This window comes from Sphingobium aromaticiconvertens (assembly GCF_037154075.1).
Lineage (GTDB): Bacteria > Pseudomonadota > Alphaproteobacteria > Sphingomonadales > Sphingomonadaceae > Sphingobium > Sphingobium aromaticiconvertens.
In genome coordinates this window covers 3,284,370-3,310,188 of sequence record NZ_JBANRJ010000001.1, presented here as the reverse complement: position 1 = coordinate 3,310,188, position 25,819 = coordinate 3,284,370, and the positions used below count along the sequence as shown (strand labels likewise).

15 protein-coding genes and 1 pseudogene are annotated in these 25,819 nt (G+C 63.3%); all 16 read left to right on the top strand.

What is annotated here, in order from left to right; translation table 11 throughout:
* The first annotated feature begins 124 nt into the window (after positions 1–124).
* The 16 genes and pseudogenes from WFR25_RS15755 to WFR25_RS15680 all read left to right on the top strand — a co-directional run bounded on the left by WFR25_RS15755 (position 125) and on the right by WFR25_RS15680 (position 25,700).
* On the top strand, positions 125–1,693 hold the full coding sequence (locus WFR25_RS15755) for an ADP-ribosylglycohydrolase family protein (protein ID WP_336972227.1): 1,569 nt from the start codon (positions 125–127) through the stop codon (positions 1,691–1,693).
* 401 nt (positions 1,694–2,094) lie between these two features.
* Positions 2,095–4,575: a PD-(D/E)XK nuclease family protein gene (locus WFR25_RS15750; RefSeq protein ID WP_336972225.1), complete on the top strand. Its 2,481-nt coding sequence runs from the start codon at positions 2,095–2,097 to the stop codon at positions 4,573–4,575.
* A 2-nt stretch (positions 4,576–4,577) separates the two neighbouring features.
* On the top strand, positions 4,578–7,775 hold the full coding sequence (locus WFR25_RS15745; RefSeq protein ID WP_336972223.1) for a UvrD-helicase domain-containing protein: 3,198 nt from the start codon (positions 4,578–4,580) through the stop codon (positions 7,773–7,775).
* A gap of 4 nt (positions 7,776–7,779) precedes the next feature.
* The gene (locus WFR25_RS15740) at positions 7,780–8,946 is read left to right on the top strand and encodes a DUF6361 family protein (protein ID WP_069708739.1); all 1,167 of its coding nucleotides are present in this window, start codon (positions 7,780–7,782) and stop codon (positions 8,944–8,946) included.
* A complete protein-coding gene (locus WFR25_RS15735; protein ID WP_336972220.1) occupies positions 8,936–10,798 on the top strand; it encodes a phospholipase D family protein in 1,863 nt (620 codons plus the stop codon). The genes WFR25_RS15740 and WFR25_RS15735 overlap by 11 nt, the downstream gene beginning before the upstream one ends.
* Entirely contained in the window at positions 10,750–13,881 is a 3,132-nt protein-coding gene (locus WFR25_RS15730; RefSeq protein WP_336972218.1) for a DEAD/DEAH box helicase, read from the top strand. Before WFR25_RS15735 ends, WFR25_RS15730 begins: the two co-directional genes overlap by 49 nt.
* A gap of 282 nt (positions 13,882–14,163) precedes the next feature.
* Positions 14,164–14,937: an ArdC family protein gene (locus WFR25_RS15725; protein WP_473829109.1), complete on the top strand. Its 774-nt coding sequence runs from the start codon at positions 14,164–14,166 to the stop codon at positions 14,935–14,937.
* A gap of 155 nt (positions 14,938–15,092) precedes the next feature.
* Entirely contained in the window at positions 15,093–16,442 is a 1,350-nt protein-coding gene (locus tag WFR25_RS15720; RefSeq protein ID WP_336972215.1) for a tyrosine-type recombinase/integrase, read from the top strand.
* A complete protein-coding gene (locus WFR25_RS15715) occupies positions 16,439–18,226 on the top strand; it encodes a hypothetical protein (RefSeq protein ID WP_336972213.1) in 1,788 nt (595 codons plus the stop codon). Before WFR25_RS15720 ends, WFR25_RS15715 begins: the two co-directional genes overlap by 4 nt.
* The gene (locus WFR25_RS15710; RefSeq protein ID WP_336972211.1) at positions 18,223–20,406 is read left to right on the top strand and encodes an integrase; all 2,184 of its coding nucleotides are present in this window, start codon (positions 18,223–18,225) and stop codon (positions 20,404–20,406) included. Before WFR25_RS15715 ends, WFR25_RS15710 begins: the two co-directional genes overlap by 4 nt.
* A gap of 155 nt (positions 20,407–20,561) precedes the next feature.
* Positions 20,562–21,425: an ArdC family protein gene (locus WFR25_RS15705; RefSeq protein ID WP_336972210.1), complete on the top strand. Its 864-nt coding sequence runs from the start codon at positions 20,562–20,564 to the stop codon at positions 21,423–21,425.
* A 380-nt stretch (positions 21,426–21,805) separates the two neighbouring features.
* Positions 21,806–22,036, top strand: a pseudogene (locus WFR25_RS15700) (zincin-like metallopeptidase domain-containing protein); the annotation flags it as partial.
* Positions 22,033–22,437: a DUF2958 domain-containing protein gene (locus tag WFR25_RS15695; RefSeq protein WP_336972208.1), complete on the top strand. Its 405-nt coding sequence runs from the start codon at positions 22,033–22,035 to the stop codon at positions 22,435–22,437. The pseudogene WFR25_RS15700 and the gene WFR25_RS15695, both read left to right, overlap by 4 nt.
* 132 nt (positions 22,438–22,569) lie before the next feature.
* The gene (gene radC / locus WFR25_RS15690; protein WP_336972207.1) at positions 22,570–23,046 is read left to right on the top strand and encodes a RadC family protein; all 477 of its coding nucleotides are present in this window, start codon (positions 22,570–22,572) and stop codon (positions 23,044–23,046) included.
* A 115-nt stretch (positions 23,047–23,161) separates the two neighbouring features.
* On the top strand, positions 23,162–25,297 hold the full coding sequence (locus WFR25_RS15685; protein ID WP_336972206.1) for a ParB/RepB/Spo0J family partition protein: 2,136 nt from the start codon (positions 23,162–23,164) through the stop codon (positions 25,295–25,297).
* Between the two features lie 97 nt (positions 25,298–25,394).
* Complete coding sequence (locus tag WFR25_RS15680; RefSeq protein WP_336972203.1) at positions 25,395–25,700, top strand: hypothetical protein; 306 nt, start codon at positions 25,395–25,397, stop codon at positions 25,698–25,700.
* Positions 25,701–25,819 lie beyond the last annotated feature (119 nt).

Here is a 25,819-nt window from a genome sequence, read left to right as displayed (position 1 = left end):
TCAGCGAACCACCCAGAGAATGCCCTGCGATTGTGCTCGCATCAATGCCGTGGCAAAGATTCATACGACCGGATTTGACGTATCCCTGCTCTATTAAGCAGAGACCCGGTTCAAGGAGATACATTTGTCCCGCACGAGCACCACCCACCCCCTTCGCATTGACAGCCTGCCGCTTGCAAACGGCCAGATCGGCCTCACACTTTGCCCAGGCAAGCAGGGGGACAGCGTGTTCGGCGCAGCTTGGGCCCGTGATCTGGCGCTTGATCTTGATGCGGTTGCGTCCTGGGGCGCAGATATGGTGCTCACGCTGATCCAGGACCACGAGTTCGACATGCTGGCCGTCCGCGGGCTGGGCGAGGCGTTGAAAGCGCGCGGCATGGAATGGCTGCATTTCCCGATCCGTGATGTCGATGTGCCTGCCGCCGACAGTGCAGGACTCTGGCGCGGGCTGTCGCGCCGGATCCATGACAGACTCGAACGTGGCGGCAAGGTTCTAATCCATTGCCGGGGCGGTCTGGGCCGTGCCGGGACGATCGCGGCCCTGCTGATGATCGAACGGGGACAGAGCGCGGCGCGGGCTATCGCAGAAGTGCGTTCTGTTCGGCCCGGCGCCGTTGAAACCCGCGCACAAGAGCAATGGTTGCGGGATCAGGCCAGTGGGTCGAGCGACAGCGCCAAGACCTTGCAGGCTTGCTTGCTGGGCGGCGCCATGGGGGACAGTCTCGGCGCCGACATCGAATTCCACTCTCTGGTGGCCATCCAGGCGCGCTTTCCGGCGGGGCTCACCGACTTGCCCCCCTATGGCGGACAGCGGGGCGCTATTACCGATGACACGCAGATGACATTCTTCACCGCCGAGGGCATGATCCGCGCACGGATCCGAGGCCAGTTGCGCGGCATTTGTCACCCGCCTTCCGTCGTTCATCACGCGCTGCTGCGATGGTACCGGACGCAGGAAGGCCATTCGCGAGCAGAGACAGATGATATAGGTCTGATCGAGGACCGCAGGCTTTGGTCAAAATGCGCCCCGGGCATGACATGTATGTCGGCCCTGGGTGCCAGCGGCCGTTTCGGCGACCCGGCCCGCAATGACAGCAAGGGCTGCGGCACGATCATGCGGGTCGCCCCAGTTGCTCTGATCGCGCCGCGCGATCAGGTGAGAGCCTGGGCGATCGAGACCTCGGCCCTGACCCATGGCCATATCACCGGCCAACTCGCAGCCGCCGCCTGGGCGGAGATGCTGGCCGATGTCGCAGCGGGCGAGCCGCTGGAGCGGGCCGCCGAGCGGATCGCCACGGAGTATGCCCGGCTGGACGGTGGCGATGAGACCGCCCACGCCATTCACGCAGCTCTTACGGCGAGGCAAGACGGGCGGCCCGAAACCGTCGAAAGCCTGGGCGGCGGCTGGACGGCCGACGAGGCGCTGGCCATCGCACTTTACGCCTGCCTCCGGGGGAGCGGCCTGGACGAGTGCCTGCGCATCGCGGTGACCCACGGCGGCGACAGCGATTCCACCGGCGCGATTGCAGGCAATATGTTGGGCGTCATGACCCCCGATGCCGTGCTGTCGCATCCATGGGCGACCGTCATTCAGGGTGCCGATATTATCGGCCGCCTCGCGCGCGATCATGACCGGCTGTTACACCGTCCGGACGCAGCCGATGCACTATTCGAATTCTATCCGGGGGGGTAATCAAATGCCAGGTCTGCAAGAACTTGCGGGCAACAACCGCCGGTGAGATGACGCGTCAAACGCCACTTATCACGCCGCTTTCTGTATTGACCCTCGCGCGCCGGATACGCTTCATGAAAGAAGCAAGACATTTCAAAAAGAGCTGTTTAAACATATGTCTCAATTCGATTACTTTCGCGAAAAGTTGCGGTGTCTTCGTGATCAGGACCCGGTGCTTGATAGATTTTCATCGACACCATGAAATCTGCAGCTGATTGGGACTGGGGCACCGCCCATTATCCGGTGATTGACTGATCCATAGCGCCGGCGCGCCCCACATTCGGACTGAAACAAGCATGCATTACCCGTTCCTCGTCATCGATCCACGTTCCGGTTTGCAGTATCGGCTGACAGATACCGGCTTGGCCGAGCTATCTCTGGCTCCGATCCCGCCGGAGTGGTCGCCGGGGCGCGCCATATCCGAGGTGCCTGATCCTGTCTGGGCGGATAGCCTCGCCAATGCACCGGTCGAGACGATTTCGGCGGTGACGACGGCGCTGGAAGATCTGGTGCTGGCCACGCCTGACTTGCGGGTGCCTGTAGTCGATCACCTGTCTGACAGCCGGGCAAAGCGGCATCTCTCGGCACTGATCGGTCTATGGCGGACATTGGGGGACGGTCTGCCCGAAGGTCTTGCACCGCTGCGCCATGTGCTGAACCTCTCCAATGGGCGCTTTCTCGACCCGGTTCCGGTGGTCGAAGGCTCGATCGATCCGCTGGCGCCTGCCGCGATGCAGACGCTTTATGCCCGGTTGAAGGAGGAGTTCGGTTCGGTTCCGGCTTCCCCTCGACTCCGAGCGGCGGCAGTCGGCAGCCGGCTCCACGCCCTACAGGGCGGGGTGACCGCACAGCAGCTCGAAGCCGCGCCTCTCGATGGCAGCCTCGCTTTCTTCGGTCTGCGCGATCCGGCGGCTGCGGCCGACTTCTCTGCCGCCCGCGCCCGTGCGCTGATCGATGACGGCCTTCCGGCGCGCGAGATTTCCGTGCTTACCGCAGGTGATCCGCGCCAGATCGCCCGCGCTTTTGCCGCCCAGGGCGTGCCGCTCTCGGGCATGCCCGCAGCTTTGCCCCAACGCGATATCATCGGTGAGACCGCGCTGCATCTGACGCTGGCCAAACGCCCGCCGACCCCAGCGATGGTACTGGCGAGCCTCGCGCTTTCGCCATTGATGCCGTGGTCCGCCCAGACCGGGCGCGATCTGTCCGAAAGTCTGATGGGCGGTGACTTCCGCGGCGCGATCTTGACCGCCACTCCTGCGCACAAGGAACTTTGGGACGACATCCGCGCCTCGGCTAGCAGCTTGGCGCAGTTGCGTTTTCTGCTCGATCGCATTTGCGATCAGCTTGCGCAGGGCGATCAGGTCCGGGCGCGTCTGCCGGTCCCGCCGGGCGAAGGCGCCCCCGACTGGGAGGCGATCTTGCGCGGTATTCAGGTCATGCCGCACACCAGCGCGGAGCCGGACCGCAATCTGGAAGGCGTCAGCCTGTGGGCTGCCCATGAAAGTCCTTGGCGGTCCTGTCGGCACCTGATCGTGACCGATTTCACCGACGGGCTTTACCCCACCCGGCCGCGCGCCAACCCATTGTTTCTGGACAGCGAGATTGCTGCGCTCCGCGAAGCCACCGGCCTAGCATTGCGTGGCCGGGCCGAGGGGCTGGCGCAGGGGCTTTCGCTCTTCGACCAGCAGCTGCAGGCGGTGACGGACAGCATCACCTTCCTCGTTCCGTGGCGCGATCTGTCGGGTGGGCGCTTGCAACCCTCGGCGGGGCTTTCGCTAGTGGCGCGGGCCATCTCCGGCGTCGAGGATGCCAGCGACCTGATCACCGATCTGTCGCGTCTTTCACCCGGCGACTGGCCGGTCGCGCATCATCATCTGCCGCCTTTGGCTGAGGCTCTCGAACTGCCTGAGGCGCTGGATTTTGCGGGCCAAGACCTACTCTCCTTGCGGCGCAAGGATGATGGCACGGCGAAACCGCAATCGCCCTCGCGGCTGGAAACGCTGCTGGTCAGTCCGCTCGCCTGGCTCCTGGGCGAGGTGGGGGCGGAGGACATGTCCTGGTCGGCCGAGGAACTGGACGTCATGGCCAAGGGCAATATCGCGCATGACGTTTTCGAACATGTCTTCCTGAAGGATCTGTCCATCCCGGACCCCGACACATTGGCCGCCGCGGTGCCCGAAGCCTATGAGCGCGCTCTGATCCGCCATGCCGGCTACCTGCGCAGCCCGTCATGGGAGATGGAGCGCAGGGGGCTTGAGCGCGAGATCATGGCCGCCGCTCTGCGCTGGCGCGACCATCTGCTGGCGCTCAAGGCAAAGATTATCGGTAACGAGATCTGGCTGGCCGGTGAGGCGCATGGCATCAGCCTGCATGGCAAGGCGGATGCGATCATCGAGCTGCCGGATGGCGCGCTGCTGATCGTTGACCACAAGAAAAGCAGCACTTCGGGGCGGCGTAAGCGGATGGAAGCGGGTTGGGATCTGCAGGCAGGCCTTTATCGGGACATGATCGCGCGACCGCATCGGCGCGAGGGCGACGGGATGGATCCCTTGATCGGCCGCAAGGTCGCCGTTGCCTATCATCTGATGAATGACGGCGGTCTTTTGACATCCGGCCTGCCGCTGACTGATGGCTCGCCTGCCCGCGACATGGGCGATGCAGTGAATGAAGGCGCTGTAGAAAAACTGGCCGAGCGGCTGGCGGAACTCGGCGCAGGCCGGGTGGTGCTAAACACATCCGAGGATGAAGCCTTCTTCAAGAAAGAGGCCGGCTTCACCCCCTATGCGCTGACTGATGGCTCGGCCTTCGTCACCGCCTTCATCCGTCAGATCGAGGAGGAATGACCATGGATCAGGGACTGGTCATCGTCCCCGCCGGCGCGGGCGCGGGCAAAACCCATCGCATCAAGACCCAGCTTTCCGACTGGGTGAAGCGCGGCGTGGTGCGGCCTGAACGCATCCTTGCTGTCACCTTCACTGAGGCCGCAGCGGGCGAGTTGCGCGAACGGATCCGCGCCGGGCTTTTGGCTGATGGATTGGTTTCCGAGGCAATGGCGGTTGAACGTGCCTATGTCTCCACGATCCACGGGCTTGGCCTCAGGCTTCTGACTGAGCACGCGCTGGCGGCGGGTGCCTCACCGCAGCCGCGCCATCTGGGCGATGCCGAGCGTGACCTTTTGATCCGTCAGGCCCTGGCCCATGCCAAATCGCTCGACCCGATCAAGGCCGAGCCCGAGCGTTTCGGCTATGAGGCGAACTGGCAAAAAGGCGCGACAGTCGAGGACAACTTGCGCGGTAGGGTGCTTTCGATGATCGACCTTCTGCGCGGCCTTGGTGACAAGGGGCGAGATCCCGGTCTGATCGCGCAAGCGCTCTCGCGGCTTGATGAGGTTTACGGCGAAGTGCTGACGGATCCTACTTCCGCCGGTGCTGCGCTGACTGCCGCAGTTCTGGCGATGGTCGCGGCCTTTCCCGAAGGCGGCATGGCCACCGTTACCGCCAAAGGCCCGCGTGAGACGCTTGAGAAGAACCTTGTTCTTTTCCGCCGCGTGTCCCGTGATCCAGGGCTGCTCGGCCGGGACTGGGGCCTCTGGCAAGGCCTGCGCGGATTGTTCACCTCGAACAGCCGCACGAAAACACCCGACGGCTATGACGATCTGGCGACCGCCATCATCGAGGCAGCTGATGTCCTGCACGCCCATCCCGGTCCGCTTGCGGATGCGAAGCTGCATCTGTCGTGTCTGATCGCCTGTGCGCAAGAGGTGATGGAGGCCTATGATGCCCGCAAGAAGGCCTTTGGCCTGATCGATTTCGCCGACATGATCGTGGGGGCCGAGCGGCTCTTACGGACAGATCCGGCTGTGCGGCGGGCCGTGCTGGATGAAATCGATTGTGTCATCATCGATGAATTCCAGGACACCAACCCCGTGCAATTCGCGCTTTTGTGGCAACTCGGGGCGCATGCGCCTCGCACGCTGCTGGTGGGCGATGTGAAACAGTCAATCATGGGCTTTCAGGGTGCCGATGCGCGGCTTTCGCAGGCCTTGGCGGCGGCGAACCCCGATGCAACGCAGCCGTTGGACCGCAACTGGCGATCGACGCCTGCGGTGATGGACTTCGTCAATGCGATGGGTGCGAGCCTCTTTGGTGCGGGCTACAATCCCCTGGTGCCAACCCGCGATCCGGTCGCTGGTCCTGCCATTGAAGTGCTGAATGCGGCCAAATCGCGCGGCGTACGTACAGCATCGAAGCCGCAGGAGCATATCGCCGAGCGTGTCGCCCGCATCCTGACCGACGGCGATACCATCACCGATCGTTACACGCAGGCGACGCGCCCGGTACGGCCCTCGGATATCGCGCTCCTCGTATGCCGCCACACTACCGCCGCCCGCTATGCCGAGGAGCTGCGCGCTCGCGGCGTTCCCGTGCGCATCAGTGAAGATGGCTGGGCACAAAGCCCCGTCGTTACCGCAGCCCGCGCCGCGCTGGCCTTTGCCGCGAACCCCGCCGACATTCATTCGGGGCTCTTGTTGCGCACGCTTGGCCCCGATCCGCTGCCCCTGCAAGCGGCGCTTTCCTCACAGATCGAAGGGCGGTTGGCGGATGATCCGGTGCTGATGCGGCTTGTAGCCCTGTCGGCCCGGCTGGCAAGTCTGCCGGTTGCTGCGGGCCTCGATCTGGTGCTTGATGCCGCCGACCTGCGGCTTTGGGCCGATAGCCAGCCCGATGCGGCCCAGTCCCGCGCTGATCTTTTGCGCCTCGAGGCCGAGGCCGGTGAGTTCGAGGCCGCGCATCGCGACCTCAAGGCTGCCTCGGGCTTCCATGGCGAGACCGCGAAAGTGTTCCTCGGTTGGCTCGATGCCCGCGCGGATGAGCGTGACTTCGACCGCCGTCCTGATCCGGCAGCCAACAGTGCCGAGGCGGTCGAGATCGTGACCTGGCATGCCTCAAAGGGGCGCGAATGGCCGATCACCGTAGTGGCCGAGTTCGACAATGGCATCGAGGAATGGGCCGGCTCTACCGCAACGCGTTTCGATGCGCTCGACCGGATCGACGATATGGCCGTTGTGCTTGGCTCTGCCGCGCTGATCCACACGCCTGGGTTTGCGGCCCCCGAGGCCGAGCGTCGCTTCATCGAAGACCGCCGCCCGGATTTTGAGGCCAATGCGAAAAATCTCATTTATGTCGCGCTGACCCGTGCCCGTGACCGGCTGGTGCTGGAATGGCCAGGCTTTCTCAAGGATCGCGAGGAAGACGCGCTCGAGGCAAAAAACCTGTTCCACATTCTTGAGGACAGTTGCGCCCCGCAGATCGCGGCCGGCTGCCTGCGGATCGGTGGCGTGGACTGCCCTGCGGTCATCACGCAACTGCCCGACCAGGCGGGCTTTACCGAATATGCGAATGGGGCGACCACTGTGGCTTCCCGCTTCGGTCCGGCGACGGCTTTGCCCGCAGCGCCCCTGACGCCCTGGCGACTGCAACCGTCGCAAACCCGCAGTGCGGGTGCTGCGCCGGAAACCTGCAGTATCGACCTTGGTGCGCCATGGCCCAAGACGCTTAACGACGCCACACGCGGCACGGCCCTCCATCTGGCCTTGCGTACCTGCCTGACCCGGCCTGAACTCATCCCGGCACTGGCCGCTGCCACCGGGCTCGAGGAAACCACGATCACGCTGGTTTCCGAGCGCGCCGAGACGTTGAGAAACTGGCTGGCGGCCGAGGGCTATACCGACCTGCGCGCCGAAATCCCGGTCCTTGGGTTCTCGCCAGAGGGGGCCGAAATCCCCGGCACCATCGATCTTCTGGCCGTTGGATCAGGGGGATGCATACTTATCGACCATAAATCCGGCGGCGGGGGCGAGGGTTTCGGTTCCTACTGGCCACAGCTGTCAAGCTATGTGGCACTGGTGGCAAAGCTGTTCCCGCACCACCCGCTGAAAGGGGTGGCGGTGTTCTGGGTCGACCACGGGCGGCTAGAACTGGCCGGGCCACAGGCCGGCAGCGGGTCGCCGGACGCCGCCGAACCACTTTCACCCAACGAGTAGCCCGATGTCCTACCTTGCCTGGATTGATTTTGACCCTGAAGAACGGCGGAGAGCTCAGACCCTCATCGATCTGTTCAAGCAGCCAGAGGCACGTGACGAGCTTGGCCTGGGTACGATCAGGGACGGGCTGGCTGATCTCCTTTTCCCGGGCACCAGCACTATTCAGACACGGCTACGCTACATGCTGTTCGTTCCCTGGATCTATCGGGAAGCACAGCAGCGCAAGGCCAGTCAAGCAGAGCGAACGATTATCGCCCGGGATCTTGAGTTCGAACTGAGTGAAGCGCTTTTGCGCGGCGGAGAGCGCGAAGATGTGATTGGCCGCCTTGCCGGAAGGAGCCTGAAGAGACTCGCGTCGAGCGTTTATTGGGCTGGCATGCATACGCTTGGCATCCGCACGCTAGCGGGCAATCAGGCAACATTCTTGTCCTATGGGCGGGAGAGTTTGAAGGATCATGATCTCAGATTATGGGGCACGGGCCTTCCCAATGCGCCCGAGAACCTGTTCGAGCAAACGAGCTTTACACTGTTGCCTGAAGAAGTTGGTTTCCTGCGCGATCGTATTGCTGGCAGTGCCAAGGCAAGTTTGCTGAACGAACTTGCCTCTAAGCAGAAGAACTTCAGCGAGGATTGGGCATGGCAGGTCCGCGAGGACACGGTGTCAGACCGCAATCGATCCATTCTCCGCCATGCGGAACGCTTCTCGGGCGTGATGCACGGTGCAAGCCTCCTCTACAATCTGCTGCTTGCATTGCGAGCGGCGGAGCGCCCGAATGCCAAAACCCATGGCGAAGCATCCGCATTGATCGAAGATTACCGCCAATTACTTGAGGATTGGCGCGGAGATCTTCAGCACCTCGCGCTGCAAAGCTGGGACTTGGACGACCTTTTCCAGATCGTTGGATTGACCACTCACAACCTTACCCAGTCCTCTCGGGAGTTCGTTAGAGGCTGGCTCGCCATTGCGCTGCAAAGCTCTAAGTCGTTGGAGACAGACCACGAAGCCATCGATCTGCTCAGAAAGCGCGAACAGTCGCTGAAGCGGATGAAGGCCCGGCTGCTCCACGATGCACCCCTCGAACGCTGGTCAGGCGCTTCAGGTCTCGCACGGCTGGATTTCCGCTGGGGAATTGCGCGGCGTTATCTCGGGGAGCTTGTCGATGTCGGCTGATTCGTCTTTCGACCCTGAGAACCGTGAGCTTTATACTGCACTTGTTCGTGCCCCGGATGGGTACAGGTTCGGGCATGCCGTCGCTACGACGTACTCACTCGATTTTGAGACGGCGCTTGCCATTCCGATCAGCATCGTGTTCCGCGATGCTGAGAACAGAGACGAAATGCTGCGAAGCCCTCTCGCGTTGCTGCAGAGTGTCGAGCGGATGGCCGACCGCATTGCCGTCTATTGCGATCGGGGCCGCATCAAGGAGGCTCACCCGAATGCTGCGAGGCTGATGGCACTTTACGAGAAGACGATTGTGGAAGTCGCGGCGCCGGGTGGAGGCGCCTTCCATCCGAAGCTGTGGTGTATTCGTTTCGAGCCCGAAAAGAAAACCGATCCCGTTCGAATGAGAGTGGCAATCCTGTCGAGGAACCTCACAAATGATCGTTGCTGGGATCTCGCTTTGGCTCTCGATGGTGCAGTACACGATGAGGAGAATGAGAATAACCGCGCGCTGACGAAGTTGCTGCGGGCCCTGCCCAGGCTAGCCAATCCAGCCACCCGGCCTGCGCCGCCCAAGTTCCTGCCTTCGCTGATCTCGGATTTGGAACGAACCTGGTGGGAGGGCCTGCCTGCTGGCGCAACAAAGGTCAGCTTCGCCGTCAATGGTCTTGATGGTGACGGCTGGGCGCTTCCCCGAGGCGAGAAGCTGGCGGTTCTTTCACCTTTTATCTCTGCTCCCGCGCTGAAAAGGCTGTCCGACGGATACGGCTCGCGAGATAATCTCCGGCTCATCTCGAGAGCAGAGGAACTCGACTGGATAGATCCCGAGACACGCGAGCTTTTCACGATCTCGACTCTCGATGAGCGTGCAACGGAGTATGAGGCTGAAGGAGTGGATGGGCCAAGTTCGGCCGATCTCGAGGGACTTCATGCGAAAGCCTACCTCGTCGAGCGAGGATCGCGCCTCCAGATCCACCTCGGTTCGGCAAATGCTACCACGGCTGCGATGATTCCCACCAAGCGCGGGAAGACGCAAAATGTCGAGGTGATGGCAACATTGGACGGTCCGAAGACGCGCATGGGTACGATCGACAACGTCCTGTTCTCCGAGGCGTTCCAGCGGCTGCTCGCCACCTACACGCCGAGCGAACCACCGACGCAGGACGCGGCCATGGCGGCGGAAAAGGCGCTGGAGAAGATGCGGTCAGACATCTCGGCGCTGCCACTTGATCTCCACTGTTCCGAAGAGGACGACCTGATCCACCTTGAACTGCAGATTGCCACCAAAGAAAAGCACGTTCTGCTGCCGGATGGCGTCAGGTGCTTCGTGCGGGCGATCACAGTCCCTAATGAACGCGGATATGATGTAGGCAGGTTGCTGTGTGGCTCCGATACAGAGCTTGCATTGGGTGCTGTTCCTCTTGGCGACGTTACGCGCTGGCTCGGAATTCGGCTGCTCGATGAAGCGACGAAGGTGGAACTGACGTTCACACTTGGTGCGCGCTTGGTCGGCGTTCCAGAAGGCCGGGACGCAGCTGTTCTTCGTGCCCACATCGCGAACGTGGACAACTTCTTCCGTTATCTCAGTCTGCTGCTCGGCACGCTTGGTGAAGGAAGCTTTCTGGAAAGCGACACGGGCGGCGAAGGTCAGTGGCTTCGTCGCTTGGGCGAGGGAAACACCTCGCTTCTCGAGCCGATGGTGCGGGCGCTCAGTCTAGAAAGCGGTGAGCTAGAAGAGATCGGCCGGCTAATCGAACGGCTTGAAGACCCGGCCGGTGGCGAAACCATTGTTCCCAAGGAATTTCTAGCGCTATGGCAGAGCTTCGAGCCGCTTGTAAAGAGCAAGAGGGGGCGCCGGTGACTTACAGCGCTGTCGAGCACCTTGCGTTGCTGAAACCGTTTCAGCAAGTGACTGTCGACTACGTCTTTCGAAGGCTGTTCACGGATCAATCACCGACGGATCAGTTCTTAGTCGCTGACGAGGTCGGGCTCGGGAAAACCATGGTTGCCCGCGGCGTGATTGCGAAGACCATCGAACACCTGCTGGGCAAGGTCGACCGCATCGACATCGTTTACATCTGCTCCAATCAGGCGATTGCTGAACAGAACATCAAGTCGCTCAATGTGGTGGGTTCTGCAACCAAGCCGCTCAATACCCGCCTTACGCTGTTGCCGCTTGAGATCGAGAAGGAAGGCGGGATTGCTTCGCGACCCATCAATCTGATCAGCCTCACCCCTGGAACGGCGCTAGATCTTAAGTCGTCCCTTGGGACTGCACCGGAACGTGCGCTGATCTTTGAAATGCTCCGTGAGCGTATCGGTCTTCGCCATCGCGGCATCCAACGAGTGTTCCGTGGCGGCGTTTCCGATGAGAACTGGCCGGGCTGGACGGCATGGATCCGAAGCGAACGGATTTCGCGAGATATCGCTGATAAGTTTAACCGGGTGGTCGATGATACATTTATCGAAAGGATTCGTGAGGCGGCAGATCTCGCCAGAAGGCACAAGCATCCCCATTACCCCGACGACCAGCGCCCCGCAGCGATGATCGGTGAGTTGCGCCGAATGCTTGCGAAGATCTGTGTGGACGCATTGACGCCGGACCTCATCATTCTCGACGAATTCCAGCGCTTCGCTGAACTCCTGCACGATCATGATGTCGAGGTAGCGCCTGAAAAGGCAGCTGCCGCAGAATTGGCGCGGGCCTTGTTCTCATACAATGGGGAGGATGGATCGAAGGCGAGGCTCCTGCTTCTGTCCGCCACGCCTTATCGCATGCTAACGCTGAGCAGCGATGCGCCGGAAGAGGGCGAGCATTACGACGACTTTTTACGGACAATGCGCTTTCTGTTCGGCGATGCTGAAGGCCCGGCTCGCGTAGAGGAATTGAAGAGCGAGCTCATCAAGTTCAGGCGATCGCTCCAGTCGATGCCAGATGCCCGAGCGGCAGCAATAGCGCAACGAGACAGACTACATGGTATCCTGAGCCAGGTCATTGCCCGCACTGAACGCGTTGATTCTACCGAAGATCGCAATTCGCTCGTCCAAGAAGTCATGCCCGAGGTAGCGATCGCCACCGATGATCTGCGAGAGGCGAAGGCAGTAGCGAAAGTTGCAGAACTCGTAGGTGCTCCCAGCATCGTCGAGTACTGGAAATCGGCTCCTTACCTGTTGAACTTCATGAGGGGGTACAAGCTGCGCGACCGGCTTCAGGCATTGAAACCCAAGCCGGCCGCAGAACTGTGCAAGGCCATTCGAGAGGCCTCAACGCACTTCATCAGCAAAAAACAGGTCGAGGAATACGCGGCGATTCCATTTCGCAATGGGAGGATGCGTGCCCTTGCGGATCTGGCGTTCAATGACGCCCTTGATCGATCGCTCTGGATCCCGCCATCGCGTCCCTCATTCGGCACGCCAAGGTCGGCCACAAAGGCATTGGTCTTCTCAGATTGGTCGATGGTGCCGGATGCGATCGCGGCTTTGCTTTCGCATGAGGCGAGTCGCCGAATGGGTATGTCGCCGGATCTTGTCAGCCGGACCAGCAGGCCGATTGGCGTCGATGAGCTTATGCCGATGCTCTACCCATCGCCGTCGTTGGCAGAGCTTGTTGATCCTCTCGCTTTGGAGCGGCGGTTCGGCCGCGCTGAAAGCTACGAAAATTTGCACGCTCAAGCCTGCACGGTTCTGCGTGAACAGCTTGCGGTGGACGCCATCGCAGAATTCGCTCAAACAAGTGACCGGCTCCTCGCACTTGCGCTGGACAGGACGCTCGATCGCGAAGTGGAGTGGTCGAATGTCGGCGTCGTTGACCATGATGGGCACGACGAACATGGAGCGATGTCTCGGACCATCGCCACACTTCGCGATGCACTCCAAACTGACGAGCATCAGGGCGATGTCGACCCTGACACAGTGATCGAAAAGCTCGCCAGCCTTGCGCTTGGCTCGCCTGCGGTATGTGCGCTGCGTGCACTTTCGCGACTTTGCCCGGAGATCGCCACAGACGACCCCGTATTGATCAGCGCATCAATCGGGATCGCGCTCGGTTTTCGCAGCCTCTACAATCAACCCGAAACCCGCGCCTTGCTCGCTGAAACCTCGCCTCTCAATTATTGGCGCGATATCATAGAGCACGCCGCGCGAAACGACCTTCCGGCGGTTTTGGACGAATATCTTCAGCTCGTCCTGGAAAGCGAGCGCGCCGAAAAATTAACCCCGCAGGATCGCGCGAAGATCATTGCATCAAGCGTAATTGCTGTGGTCGCTTTGCGCCCTGCCCAGATCACATTGGACCACTGGTCGACAAAAGCGGGGCGTCTGCATGATCAGACATTCGAAGTGCGTGCCCGTTTCGCCATGCGTTTTGCAACAAAAGCCGAGGAAGAAAAAGGTGTACGCCGAACATCCGCGGTCCAGGCGGCCTTTAAGTCGCCGTTTCGGCCATTTGTTCTCGCTTCCACGTCGATTGGACAGGAAGGATTGGATTTTCATCCCTACTGCTCTCGAATTGTGCATTGGAACCTCCCGCGGAATCCTGTTGATATCGAGCAGCGTGAAGGACGGGTCCATCGTTACAAAAACCATGCTGTTCGGCGCAATGTCGTCGCTGCTTTTTCGGCCACTCCTCTCGCTGCGCAGAGCAGGCAATCACCATGGGTCTCCATGTTTGAGGCAGCGCAAGCTGATGAGGTTTCAAAGGGCCGCTCGGGAGACATCATTCCGTTCTGGGTCTACCCAGGTAATCACAAGATCGAGCGGGTCGTCCTCATTCCGCCCTTCAGCCGCGAGAAGGAACGCTACAAGGATCTCATCACATCTCTGGCCACTTACCGGCTGGCCTTTGGCCAACCGCGCCAAGATGAATTGATTAGCCTCTTCTCGGGTATGGACGACGACTTTATCCAAGAATTATCGGAGCTTCAGATATCGCTTAGGCCAAACTGACACAGCACGCAGAGAGGGGCACCTCCAGCGCAGCACGAGATCGATCAGTCATCTTCGCGCCTGGCTTGAAACCAGAGGGGCATAAAGCATCCGCCCGTGAGCGCACCGAGACTGGCAAAGACTTGAGGGGAAAGCCTTCCCCTGCGGACGAGCCACAGTCTCGGCCGACCCCTTCTGCGGGGGCGCCCCGCAACGCCCCGAGAGTGAGAGTGCAGACGGGTTTTCCGTGACGGGTTGAGGGTTGGAGGAGTGGCCTCCGGCGCCCGTCGCGGAGACATTCCGATGGCCAGACAGGACAGCGCGCGCGTAGGCGGCGCCCGCAGCAATCTCTACGACGACATCACCAACAAGATCATCGGCGAACTGGAGGACGGGCGGCTGCCCTGGGTCCAGCCCTGGGGGACGGCGGCGGCGAAAGCACCGCTGGCCATGCCGAGGAATGCCGCGACGTTGCGGCAGTATTCCGGGATCAATATTCTGATCCTCTGGGGCGCCGTGGTCCAATACGGCTATCCGACCCAGCATTGGCTCACCTTCCGCCAGGCCCTGTCGCTCGGCGGCAATGTCCGCAAGGGCGAGCGTGGCACCACCGTGGTCTACGCCGACCGTTTCACCCCCGAGGATGAAAGGCGCCGCGCCAGGGAAACAGGCGAAGAAGCAGGCAGCATTCCCTTCCTGAAGCGCTTCATCGTGTTCAACGCGGCGCAATGCGAGGGTCTGCCCGAGGACATTGCCGTTGAAGCGCCACCACCGCCGCCCGGCATGATCGAGCCGAGAGTCGAGGCACTGATCGGCGCAACCGGCATCGACGTCCGCATCGGCGGCGATCGTGCTTTCTATGTCCCGTCGCTCGACTACGTCCAGGTGCCACCGCCGGCTGCCTATTTCGAGCCCATCAATTGGCACAGGACCGCCCTGCACGAGATGGGCCACGCCACGGGTCATGCCTCGCGGTTGGGGCGGGATTTTTCGGGCAGCTTCGGCACCAAGAAATACGCCTTCGAGGAACTGGTAGCCTTATCTGGACAGTCTGCGCCGCACCCAACATTGCAGTAAGGTCGGCGATGGACGCCCACGGTAGGCAGTTATCAGGCTGGCCGTAGCGCTGACCCAAGAGCTGGCGGAGGCCAGCCTGATAGCTGCCGGGCCACAAGCGCGTCGGTGTGAGGTCAGCTTCCGGGTGGGGGGTCCGGGGGGAGGGTTTCACGCCGGTGTCGATCATCACTGTTTGCGAGCGGCGCGAGGCCGATGGCCTCGACGCGCATGTGCCGCTGATCCTGCGCGGCGATGCGCTCTATGATCCCGATCTGGATCGCTTCTTTCTCGATCTGCCGTTGGCGGGCGTTCGTTCGCGCCATTCGCTTCGTGCCTACGCCTATGATGTCGCGGTCTGGCTTCGCTTTCTCGATGCCTGCGGCAAGACGGTATGGAGCGCGGCCCGCGACGATGTCACCGCCTATCATCGCGCGCGCCGCCGCGACGAGGCCGCCCACCGGATCAGCGCGGCGAGCTGGAACAGGGCTGTCGCCAGCCTCGATCGCCTCTACCACTGGGGTGAGCAACAGGGGCTGATCGCCGAGGCGCCGTTCAGCCGTCGCGCGGTATGGCGACCGGCGCATGGCAGCCGTCGTGGCATGATCGCGGCACGTAATGACGCCTATGAACGCGCTGCCCGGCGATCGGACGTGCGGTTCGTCACGATGGAAGATTATCGCATCTTCCGCGAGGTCGGTCTGCGCGGTCTGACCCCTGACGGCGCAGAACGCCGTGGCGCGCGCGATCGCACCGGCCTGCGCAACGCGCTGTTCGCCGATCTCCTCGTCACCACCGGCCTTCGTCTGGAAGAAGCGTCGGGCCTGCTTGCTGCTGAGCTCGCGGCCATCGACCACGACGATGCTCATGCGGGGCAGCTTTGGCTGCGTCTGCCGCCGCCGCTCACCAAGGGCGATCGCGGACGCAATATCCTGGTTCCGCGTCGGTTGCTTCGGCAGATCGCGGCCTTCGTCGCCGTCGAGCGAGCCGCAGCCGTGACCAAGTTCGTAGGCCGCGGCGGCGCGGACCGGATCGAGCGACCGATCCACGTCACCCGCGCCGGACTCGATCGCATGCTCGATGCCTGCACACCGGAGGAACGATGCCGTCTGATCCTGTGCGACGACGATGGAACGCCCCGCGAGCCTGCGGCACTGTGGCTGACCGAGGTTGGGCAGCCTGTCCGCCCCAACTCGTGGGAGGTAATCTTCACCCGCGCCTGTCGGCGCTGCGAGGAGAACGGCTTCCCGCTATCGATCAGCCCGCACCAGCTTCGTCATACCTTCGCGGTCCATATGCTCGCCCTGCTGATCCAGCGGCGGCTGCGCGAAGCGGCATTGCCGGTGGGTCCGGTGGAGAGCTATCGGCTGATCCTGGGCGACCCGCTGCAACAGGTGCAACGCCTTCTCGGCCACGCAAGCCTTGCCACCACCTATATCTATCTCGACCATATCGCGACCCGTGCCGATACGGTGGACGCTGCCGTCGAGGAGCTGCTGGCGCTGCTGCCCGGACCGCGGGGCGCGTGAGCGAGCATCCTCGCAAGGGCCGACCGGTCGCGTTCAAGACCATGAGCCCGGCGCGATCGCGGCCCGACCCGGTGCTCGGCCTCCGGTTCACCATCGAAGCGCAGTATGGCGGAACGGTGCTGGTCGATATGGCCGCGCTTGATGCTCGTCCGCTCGCCATCGCCTTTGCCGGCGCGCTACGCCGGTCGGCCGGGCTCGGTGGATCGATCGGCGCGGCAAGCGTCATCCAGCAGTATGTTCAGGTTTATCGCCGCTTCTTCGCCTGGCTTGCCGATGAAGCGCCGGACGTGGATGGTCCGCACGACCTGCATGCGATCCATGTCGATGGATTCGCAGCTGCGCTCGAACGTGCTGGCATGCGCCCGATCCACCGGCACACGACCGTCAGCAAGATCGTCAACACGTTGCGCGCGATCGAAGCCGACCGGCCCGATTGGATCGCACCCGACCTGCACGAGCGGCTGCGCTATACACTGGCTATGTCGGCGGGCCGCTCGACCCCGCGTGACGCCTATAGTCCGTTCGTCGCCCGCGCGCTCCGCGATGCGGCGCGTGCCGACGTCGATGCGATGTTTCGTCGGCTCGGGGCCGAGGATCGGACCGACAAGGGCGACCCGGTGATCGCCGCCGCTCGCGCCGATATCGAAGCGATCATCGCACGCCAGGGCGCGATCATAACGGACAGTCCCGAGGTGCGGCGGCTCTATTTCATGCGCGTGCGGCGCGGTCTGCCGTTCGGAAGGCTCATCGACGACCTTCATGGCCGGCATCATATACTCGCGCGCGACCTGCCAGCGCTGCTGGTGCTGCTCACGCTCGATACGGGTCTCGAGCCCGAGTGCGTGAAGACGCTGACGGTGGATTGCCTCGCTAATGCCCATGCCGGCACGGTGGAGCTGCGCTATCTGAAGCGCCGCGCCTACGGCGCCGAGCACAAGGGCATGCGCGTCCGCGACGGCGGTGGCGGCACGCCCGGAGGGCTGATCCGCCGCCTGATCGGCGTCACGGCCGTCGCCCGCGAGCACCTGCCCGACGATTGTCTTTGGGTCTATCACAACGTCGGCGGCCTTCGCGCCGGCATCGTCGACCCCAAGCACCAACTCGCAGCCTGGGCCTGTCGTCACGGCATTGTCGACGATGATGGCAAGCCGCTGCATCTGCTGCTTTCCCGGCTGCGCAAGACCCACAAGGCGCTGTGGTACACCAAGACCGAGGGGCATATGACCCGCTTTGCCGTCGGTCACACCCGCGAGGTCGCGGCGCGCCACTATGCCGATCTGCCGTCGCTCCGGCCCCTGCACGAGGCGGCCGTTGCCGATGCCTTTCACGAGGCAGTCGCAGCGGCGATGCCGACCATTCTCGCGCCCACAGCCGAGCAGGCGCTGCGCGAAGCGCCGGAACAGGCCGCGCCGCTGATGTCGCCGGATACGGTGGCTCCATTGCTGGACGGCGAACAGGATGTCTGGCTCGCCGCCTGCGCCGGATTCTATCGCAGCCCCTTCGCCGAGGCCGGATCGCCGTGCGCGCAGCCCTTCTGGGGTTGCCTCGATTGCCCCAACGCCGTCGTCACCGCCCGCAAGCTCCCCGCGATCCTGGCTTTCCTTGCGCTCATCGAAGAGCAGCGGCGGTGCCTTCCGGCTTCTGATTGGGCGGCCAAGTTCGGCCATGCCCACGCCCGTATCATCGATCAGATATTGCCCGCCTTCCCGGAGTCCGTGATTGCCGAGGGACGCCGGCAGATCGGCGAGCAGGTGCTTTATTTCCCGCCAGAGGTGCTGGCATGATCGATCCCGCCCCATCGACCGTACCGGCACTGGCGTTCGATGATCGACCTGTGCTTGTGACCGCGCGCCTCAAGCCCGGTTATGCGCGCGAGCAGCTGTCACGCGTCGATGATCCAAGCTGGGATCTCGGACCCGCCGTGTTTCGGGAGAACGCCCGGCGCTGCCATGTCACCGTGCATTTCGACGTGCTCGAACATGCCGATGTGCAAGCGGCGATGCGCGCCTATCTCTACGCGCGCCTCAACATCGATCTTCCTGGTTGCCGCCCGAAGCTGACCCCTGCGAGCATCCGGCAGGCGTTCAACCGGGCACGTCGGTTCTTTGCCTTCGCGCGCGAGCGGCTTGGACGGCTCGACCTTGGCCGTATCGATCAGGCGCTGGTTGATGCTTATGCCCGCCACCTGCGGGCCGATCCCGCACGGCGACCCGTCATTGTCGGACAGCTCCTGCAAGTGGCCACTGATCTCTATCATTTTCGCGATTACCTGCCCGGCGGCGGCCTCGGATTCGAGCCCTGGGCTGGGCGAGCGCCCGCACGGGTCGCCGGATACCGGCATGTGCGCGAGAACCGCACCCCGCGCATGCCGGAGGAGGTCACTACACCGCTGCTGGCCTGGTCGTTGCGCTATGTCACCGTATTCGCACACGATATTCTCACGGCCCGGGCCTCGCTCGATCGGCTCGAGGCGCGCCGTGCTCGGCTGATCGCCGCCGAGCACGGACTGCCAGACGCAGCGCGCCGCCTTCGGCAGCGCACGCGCCTCGAGCGCTATCTTGGCCGCCGGGCACGGCAAGGACGTGGCGTGCCCGTCTGGACCACCGCGCACAACGGCGCCACGCGCACTGATCCCCATACCGGAGAAGCGACGCCGCCGATCAACGCCCATCTCCTCCATCTTCATGCCGGCATCGACGCCGAGGCGGAACCGGCAATGCATCTCAGGCTCGCGAAGGGCGCGTCTGCTCTGATCGAAGCCGCCGTGACCGACCTTGGCGTTGAAGTGGGCGGCATGGACACGCCGATCTCGATCGATCCCCAGAGCGGTCGACCATGGCGGTCACGCTTCGACGTCAAGACCCTCGCCCAGGAAGAGCGCATGCTGCAGGCGGCCGCCTATATCGTGTGCGCCTATCTCACCGGCATGCGCGATTGCGAGGTGCAGGCGATGCGTCGGGGATGCCTGTCGGTCGCGCGAAGCGACGACGGCATGATCGAACGCCACCGCATCCGTTCGACCCTCTACAAGGGGCGGTCGAGCACGGGCGAACCGGCAAGCTGGGTTACCATCGCGCCCGTCGCCGAGGCGATTTCGGTGCTCGAACGGTTGTCGGCACGGGCGGCGCGCCGCAGCGGCAGCGATACGCTCTGGCCCGTTCTGCGGCCGAACATCTGCAGCAAGCCGCACATATCGAGCGAGGTGGTGCGCCAGCTCAACGCCTTTCGCGATCACCTGAACACCCAGTTCGGCACGCCCGATGCGCCTGTCGTTCCACCGGACCCCAGCGGCAAGCCATGGCGGATTACCACCCGCCAGTTCCGGCGGACCATTGCCTGGCACATCGCCAACCGGCCATTCGGTACTGTCGCCGGGATGATCCAGTACAAGCATGCGTCGGTCGCCGCATTCGAAGGCTATGCCGGCACCAGCGCCTCGGGGTTTCGCGCCGAGGTCGAGGCGCAGCGCAAGCTCGGCCAGCTCGATGATCTGCTGGATTATTTCGATCGCCGGCGTGGCAGCTTCACCCTGTCCGGTCCGGCGGGGCCGCGCATTGAGGGCGCTCTCGATATCGCCGCCGCTGATCTCGGGCCGCTTCCCGCCATGATCGCCGATCGCGCCCGGCTGCGCGTCATGCTCGCCAGCCTCGCGCGCACCCTCCATGTCGGCGTGCTCGCTGATTGCTTCTTCGATCCGGCAACCGCGCTCTGCCTCAAGCGCGTGACCGGTGCCGATGCACAGCAGCCGATGACCGCGCTCTGCCAACCGACCCGCTGCCCCAACGCGTGCATCACCGCCCGCCACCGTCCTGCCTGGGAACGCTCGGCCCAAGAGGCCAGGACCCTGCTCAAGGAACGCCGCCTTTCGGATCTCCAACATGCCGCGCTCACGGCCGAGCTTCACCGGCTGACCACGGTGATCGAAGCCATCGACCCCGCACCACCGGGAACCACCCCCGGCTGACGGCGGAAGCTCTGCGCCGGTCGGCGCGCTGGCGCAACGGCTTCGCCGTCCTCCGCTGTGCTGCGGCCCTGCGGGTGCGCAACCGCGCCTGTGCCCGGCGCTGGTCGAGCTCCGCCGCCGGGGATGGTTCCCGGCGGGCAAGCGGAGTTCAGAACATGTCATCACCTGCACATGCCGATGTCTACGCTCGGGTCACCGAGGCGATCATCACCATGATCGAGAACGGTCCCGGCACCTGGCGCATGCCCTGGCATCACACCGGTGCCGACGTCACCCGGCCGACCAACATCGTTAGCGGCAACCCCTATCGTGGTATCAACACAGTGTCGCTTTGGGCTGCCGCCCACGCCAGCGGCTATACCAGCGGGGTCTGGGGCACCTATCGCCAGTGGCAGGGGTTCGGCGCCCAGGTCCGCAAGGGCGAGCAAGCGAGCCTCGGCGTGCTGTGGAAGGAGCTCCGCGGCCGCGACGAGCAGGATGACGACAGCGACGATCGCAAGCGCCTGTTCGCCCGGGCGTTCAGCCTGTTCAACGCCGATCAGGTCGACGGCTACGCCCCCGAGCCCAAGGCCGTTCTGCCCGAGGAGGAACGGCTTGCCCGCGCCGAAGCGTTCATCGCGGCGCTCGGCATCGAGACGACCTATGGATCGACCAGCGCCTATTACCATCTCGCCGAAGACCGCATCTACATGCCGCACTTCGCGGGCTTCCATGAGGCGCACGGATTCTACGGCACCCATATTCACGAGTGTGCCCATGCCAGCGGCGCAGCCCACCGACTCGACCGGGATTTCAGCGCCAAGTGGACCAAAGATGCGCTTGCGATGGAAGAGGCCACTGCCGAGCTGACCGCCTCATTCCTGCTCGCCGACCTTGGTATCGCGCACGAACCGCGTCCAGATCACGCCGCCTATATCGCGTCCTGGCTTCAGGTTCTGAAGAACGACAACCGCGCGATCTTCACCGCGGCCAGCAAGGCGCAGGCAGCAGCCGACTGGATGCATGCGCAGCAGCCGTGATCCCCAAGCAACACTGCCAGAGCGGCCGCTCCCCTCGGGGGATCGGCCGCTCGTCGCGCATGTCGATGCGCGGGCTGACGCCCGCTCATCAGCGGACGCCGCTTCGCGGCGGCGCTGATATTGTGGGCCTCCCTGCGATGCGGGAGTGGTCGGCGCTCCCTGCTAGGCCCGTCACGGCGCGCGGCAAGCCCGGCTTCGCCGGGCTGCTCCATTTCATTTCGCCCCTGCGGGTGCAGCCCGCCGCTTCAACGGGCCTCTCCAGTCGCTCTTGCCGACCACCCCCGCCTTCGCCGGGGGCCGTGTGGTTTTTTGGGCAGTGCTGGAGGCTATCGATGTTTTTTACCTTCCGACCGCCGGCTTGGGCTGGACTGTCAGGATATGTCGCCGAGATGAACGCGGCTTTCTGCTGCGCCTCGCTCGGAATCGTGCCGACCGTGCGCCATGCCGATTATATCGGTTCCTGGCTCGAAGTGCTGCGCGAGGATAATCGCGCCATCGTCCGCGCCGCCTCTCAGGCCAGCAAGGCGGCCGACTGGCTGTTGGCGCATTTGCCCGATGAGGAGCATGCCGAACCGCACGACAATCTCATCGAGCGGAGGGCTGCCGCATGATCCTCCTGACCCGCACACAGCGCGCGCAGCTCCTCGCCAATGGCCGGCAGAGCGATGTGGATCACATCCCCGTCGTCAAATTCTACAATCCCCTTGGCACGGGTGTCTGGCTCGCGACCGAGCTGGATGAGGACGGCGACATCATGTTCGGTCTCGCCGATATCGGCTATCCCGAACTCGGCAGCTGGTGCTTCGGTGAACTGGAGGCGATCCGGCTCCCCTTGGGCATGGCGATCGAGCGGGACGTGCTCTTTACCGGCCTGTTCCCGATCTCGATTTGGGCAGAAGCGGCGCGCATGGCTGGCAGCATTCGCGCAGCCGAGCAAATCCTGTCCGCCCGGTTCCGCAGTGGTGCTGCGCGGCAATTGGACCCCGCCGATACAGAAAACCGGAAAGCCTGAAATCCGGCTGTCTGGCTTTGCGCTTTTGCGCCGCTCTCTCTGAGGTAGAGGGCGGCGCCTCTCGTCGTGACGTGGTGAAAGTTCCGGTGCCGTGCCGGCTGCCCGTCGGGAACCACGACCATGATGCGACACATGAGGAAACTCGCTATCAATCCGCAGCCTTGCCAGTTTTCAGCGCAGGAGCGGGCCGTTGTCTACGAGGCGCGCCAGATCCTGCTGCGCCATCTCAACCAGAATCCGGTTCTGTCCACATGGCAGGCGGTTCTGGACTATTGTGCGCTGACCATCCGCAGTGATGTCGAGCGCTTCCATGTCCTCTATCTTGACCGCAAGAACCGGCTCATCTCGGACGAATGTCTTGCCATTGGTACGGTCGATCATGCCCCGGTCTACCCCCGGGAAGTGCTGCGTCGGGGTCTCGCACTTAACGCCTCCGCGCTGATCATCGTCCACAATCATCCGGCCGGAGATCCGGAGCCTTCGGCTGCCGACCTCGCGATGACAAAGGAGATTCAGAAGGCCTGCGCGGCTTTGGGGGTGACGCTGCACGACCACATCATCACCGGTGCCGGTCGGGAGGTCAGCCTGCGCGCCCGCGGTGATATCTGAAGGACGATGATGTGGTCGGTGGGCAGCCAGCAGAGGGAAAGGAGGGATGGGATTTTCGTGACGGGCTGATAGCCGGAGAGAGAGGCTCCCCGGCGTCCGTCATGGAGTCACTGACATGGCCACTCCCGTTCAGAAGATCACCCTGTCGTCGTCGCGCGACATTCCCTTCAACAAGCTGGTGCTGAGCCAGTCCAACGTCCGGCGCGTCAGGGCCGGTGTCTCGGTCGAGGAACTGGCCGAGTCCATTGCCCGTCGCGGTCTGATCCAGTCCCTGCATGTCCGCCCGGTGCTGGATGACGATGGCGTGGAGACCGGCATGTTCGAGGTGCCCGCCGGCGGCCGCCGCTTCCGGGCGCTGGAACTGCTGGTCAAGCAAAAGCGCCTCGCCAAGATCGCCCCGGTGCCCTGCGTGGTATCGGAGGCAACCGGGGATGTGCTGATCGACGAGGTGTCGCTGGCCGAGAATATCGAGCGCGCCCCGCTGCATCCGCTCGACCAGTTCCGCGCTTTCCAGACCATGCGCGAGAAGGGAATGACCGAGGAAGCCATCGCCGCTGCCTTCTTCGTCGATGTGAAGGTGGTGAAACAGCGCCTGCGCCTCGCATCCGTTTCGCCCACGCTGCTCGAGACTTACGCCGAGGATGGCATGACGCTGGAACAGCTCATGGCCTTTACCGTCACCTCCGACCATGCCCGCCAGGAACAGGTCTGGGAGGCGATCAAGGACGGCTGGCAGAAGGAACCCTATACCATCCGCCGCTTGCTGACCGAGACCACGGTGCGGGCGTCGGACAAGCGGGCGGTGTTCGTGGGCATCACCGCCTATGAGGAAGCCGGTGGCTGCGTGCTACGCGATCTGTTCCAGCAGGACGATGGCGGTTGGCTGCAAGATCCGGTGCTGCTCGACCGGCTGGTCGGCGAGAAGCTGAAGGCGGAAGCGGAAACCATTGCCGCCGAGGGCTGGAAGTGGATCGAGGTCGCCATGACATTCCCCTACGGCCACGATCATGGCCTTCGCCCGCTTGCCGGCACCACGGTCGATCTGACCGAGGACGAGCGCGCCACCCGGGAGGCACTGCGCGAGGAATATGACCGGCTCGAAGCCGAATATGCCGAAGCTGACGAACTACCCGACGAGATCGACATCCGTCTGGGCGAGATCGAGCAGGCGCTGGAGGCTTTCGAGCGCCGGCCGATGACCTTCGACCCGGATCAGATCGGCAAAGCGGGCGTCTTCGTCAGCATTGATGCCGATGGCACCCTGCTGATCGAGCGCGGCTATATTCGCCCCGAGGATGAAGCCACGGAGGAACCAAAAGCGGAGATCATCGATCCCGAGACGGGGGAAGTGTCCCAGCGGACCGAACCGGAGATCAGCCACCAGCGCGCGGTTATCACGCTCGGCGGCCAATCCCCCGAGCCGGAAGAGGAAGACGAGACCGATGCCATCAAGCCGCTGCCCGACCGGCTGGTGAGTGAACTGACCGCGCATCGCACCTTGGCGCTGCAGGATGCCGTGGCATCGAGCCCGCATGTCGCCATGACGGCGCTGTTGCACCGGCTGGTGACGGATTGCTTCCTGCCGTATTCCACCAAGGGCTGCTTGGAGGCGCAGGTCCGCGAGGTGCATCTCCCGGCGCAGGCCGAGGATCTGCGCGACAGCGCCTCGGCCAAGGCAATCCAGGACCGGCATGAACGCTGGGGCGATCATATCCCGGGCGATGATGCCGCGCTCTGGGATTGGCTGGTCGATCTGGACGACGGATCCCGCATGGACCTGCTCGCCCATTGCGTGAGCTTCGGCGTCAATGCGCTCCATGAGAAGCCGAACCCTTATAGCGGCATGGGTGTCAGCCAGCATGGACTGGAAATCCGCTTGTCGCAGGCCGACCGGCTCGCACGTTCGACCGGCCTCGACATGATCGCGGTGGGTTGGCAGCCGACGGTCGGCAATTATCTCGGCCGCGTGACCAAACCGCGCATCCTTGAGGCCGTGCGCGAGGGCGCTGGAGACCGTGCCGCCGAACTGATCGGGCATCTGAAGAAGGGCGACATGGCGAAAGAAGCCGAGCGCCTGCTGGCCGATACCAGCTGGCTGCCCGAACCGCTGCGCATGGTGGATGAGGGTGCTGAGGTCGATCTAGCCTCCACCGAAGGTGATGCCGACGATCTGCCCGATTTCCTCTCGGGCGATGGTGAGGACGACGATACTGCCGACGAGGAAGAGCAGCACATGGTCGCCGCTGAATAACCCTCAAACGGGGCGGCTTCGGTCGCCCCGTCTACTCCGTTCCGTTTCTGCAACTTGTCCGGTCCTCGCGACCGGTTTTTTTCGTTTGGAGGTCCTCATGTCCGTCATCATCGACATCGACCAGATCTTCCATGAGGATCGCGACAACCCGCCTTTGGAGCGCACCCTACCATGGGAAGAAACCCACGACGGCATCACCGTTGTTGTGGAGCCGAAACCCCATTGGGCCGAAGATATGCGGGTGTTCCGGCTCGGTGCCCGCGAATATTGCCGCTACGCTGAGTGGACAGTCCATGGCGGTCGCGCTCGGTTCTACGGCTATATCGACACGTCAGGCGATGATCTGATGATGAAGGCGCGCGCCATGATCGCCCGCGAAATCGCCGATGGGCTTTGGGGTTAAAGGCCCGGTCGTTCTGATCGTGAACCATCAGCATGGGATGGCATCGCCCGAACGGGTTTCATCTCCAGCTTCACCATGACGTTTGTCGTCGTCATACCGGGCAAGCGGCTACCGATCCC

What these genes read in the sequence shown, in the direction of transcription:
- WFR25_RS15695 (WP_336972208.1), top strand. Translation starts at nt 22,033, where the DNA reads ATGATCCTCCTGACCCGCACACAGCGCGCGCAGCTCCTCGCCAATGGC.
- WFR25_RS15705 (WP_336972210.1), top strand. Translation starts at nt 20,562, where the DNA reads ATGTCATCACCTGCACATGCCGATGTCTACGCTCGGGTCACCGAGGCG.
- WFR25_RS15680 (WP_336972203.1), top strand. Translation starts at nt 25,395, where the DNA reads ATGTCCGTCATCATCGACATCGACCAGATCTTCCATGAGGATCGCGAC.
- WFR25_RS15685 (WP_336972206.1), top strand. Translation starts at nt 23,162, where the DNA reads ATGGCCACTCCCGTTCAGAAGATCACCCTGTCGTCGTCGCGCGACATT.
- WFR25_RS15725 (WP_473829109.1), top strand. Translation starts at nt 14,164, where the DNA reads ATGGCCAGACAGGACAGCGCGCGCGTAGGCGGCGCCCGCAGCAATCTC.
- WFR25_RS15735 (WP_336972220.1), top strand. Translation starts at nt 8,936, where the DNA reads ATGTCGGCTGATTCGTCTTTCGACCCTGAGAACCGTGAGCTTTATACT.
- WFR25_RS15740 (WP_069708739.1), top strand. Translation starts at nt 7,780, where the DNA reads ATGTCCTACCTTGCCTGGATTGATTTTGACCCTGAAGAACGGCGGAGA.
- WFR25_RS15710 (WP_336972211.1), top strand. Translation starts at nt 18,223, where the DNA reads ATGATCGATCCCGCCCCATCGACCGTACCGGCACTGGCGTTCGATGAT.
- WFR25_RS15730 (WP_336972218.1), top strand. Translation starts at nt 10,750, where the DNA reads ATGGCAGAGCTTCGAGCCGCTTGTAAAGAGCAAGAGGGGGCGCCGGTG.
- WFR25_RS15745 (WP_336972223.1), top strand. Translation starts at nt 4,578, where the DNA reads ATGGATCAGGGACTGGTCATCGTCCCCGCCGGCGCGGGCGCGGGCAAA.
- radC (WP_336972207.1), top strand. Translation starts at nt 22,570, where the DNA reads ATGAGGAAACTCGCTATCAATCCGCAGCCTTGCCAGTTTTCAGCGCAG.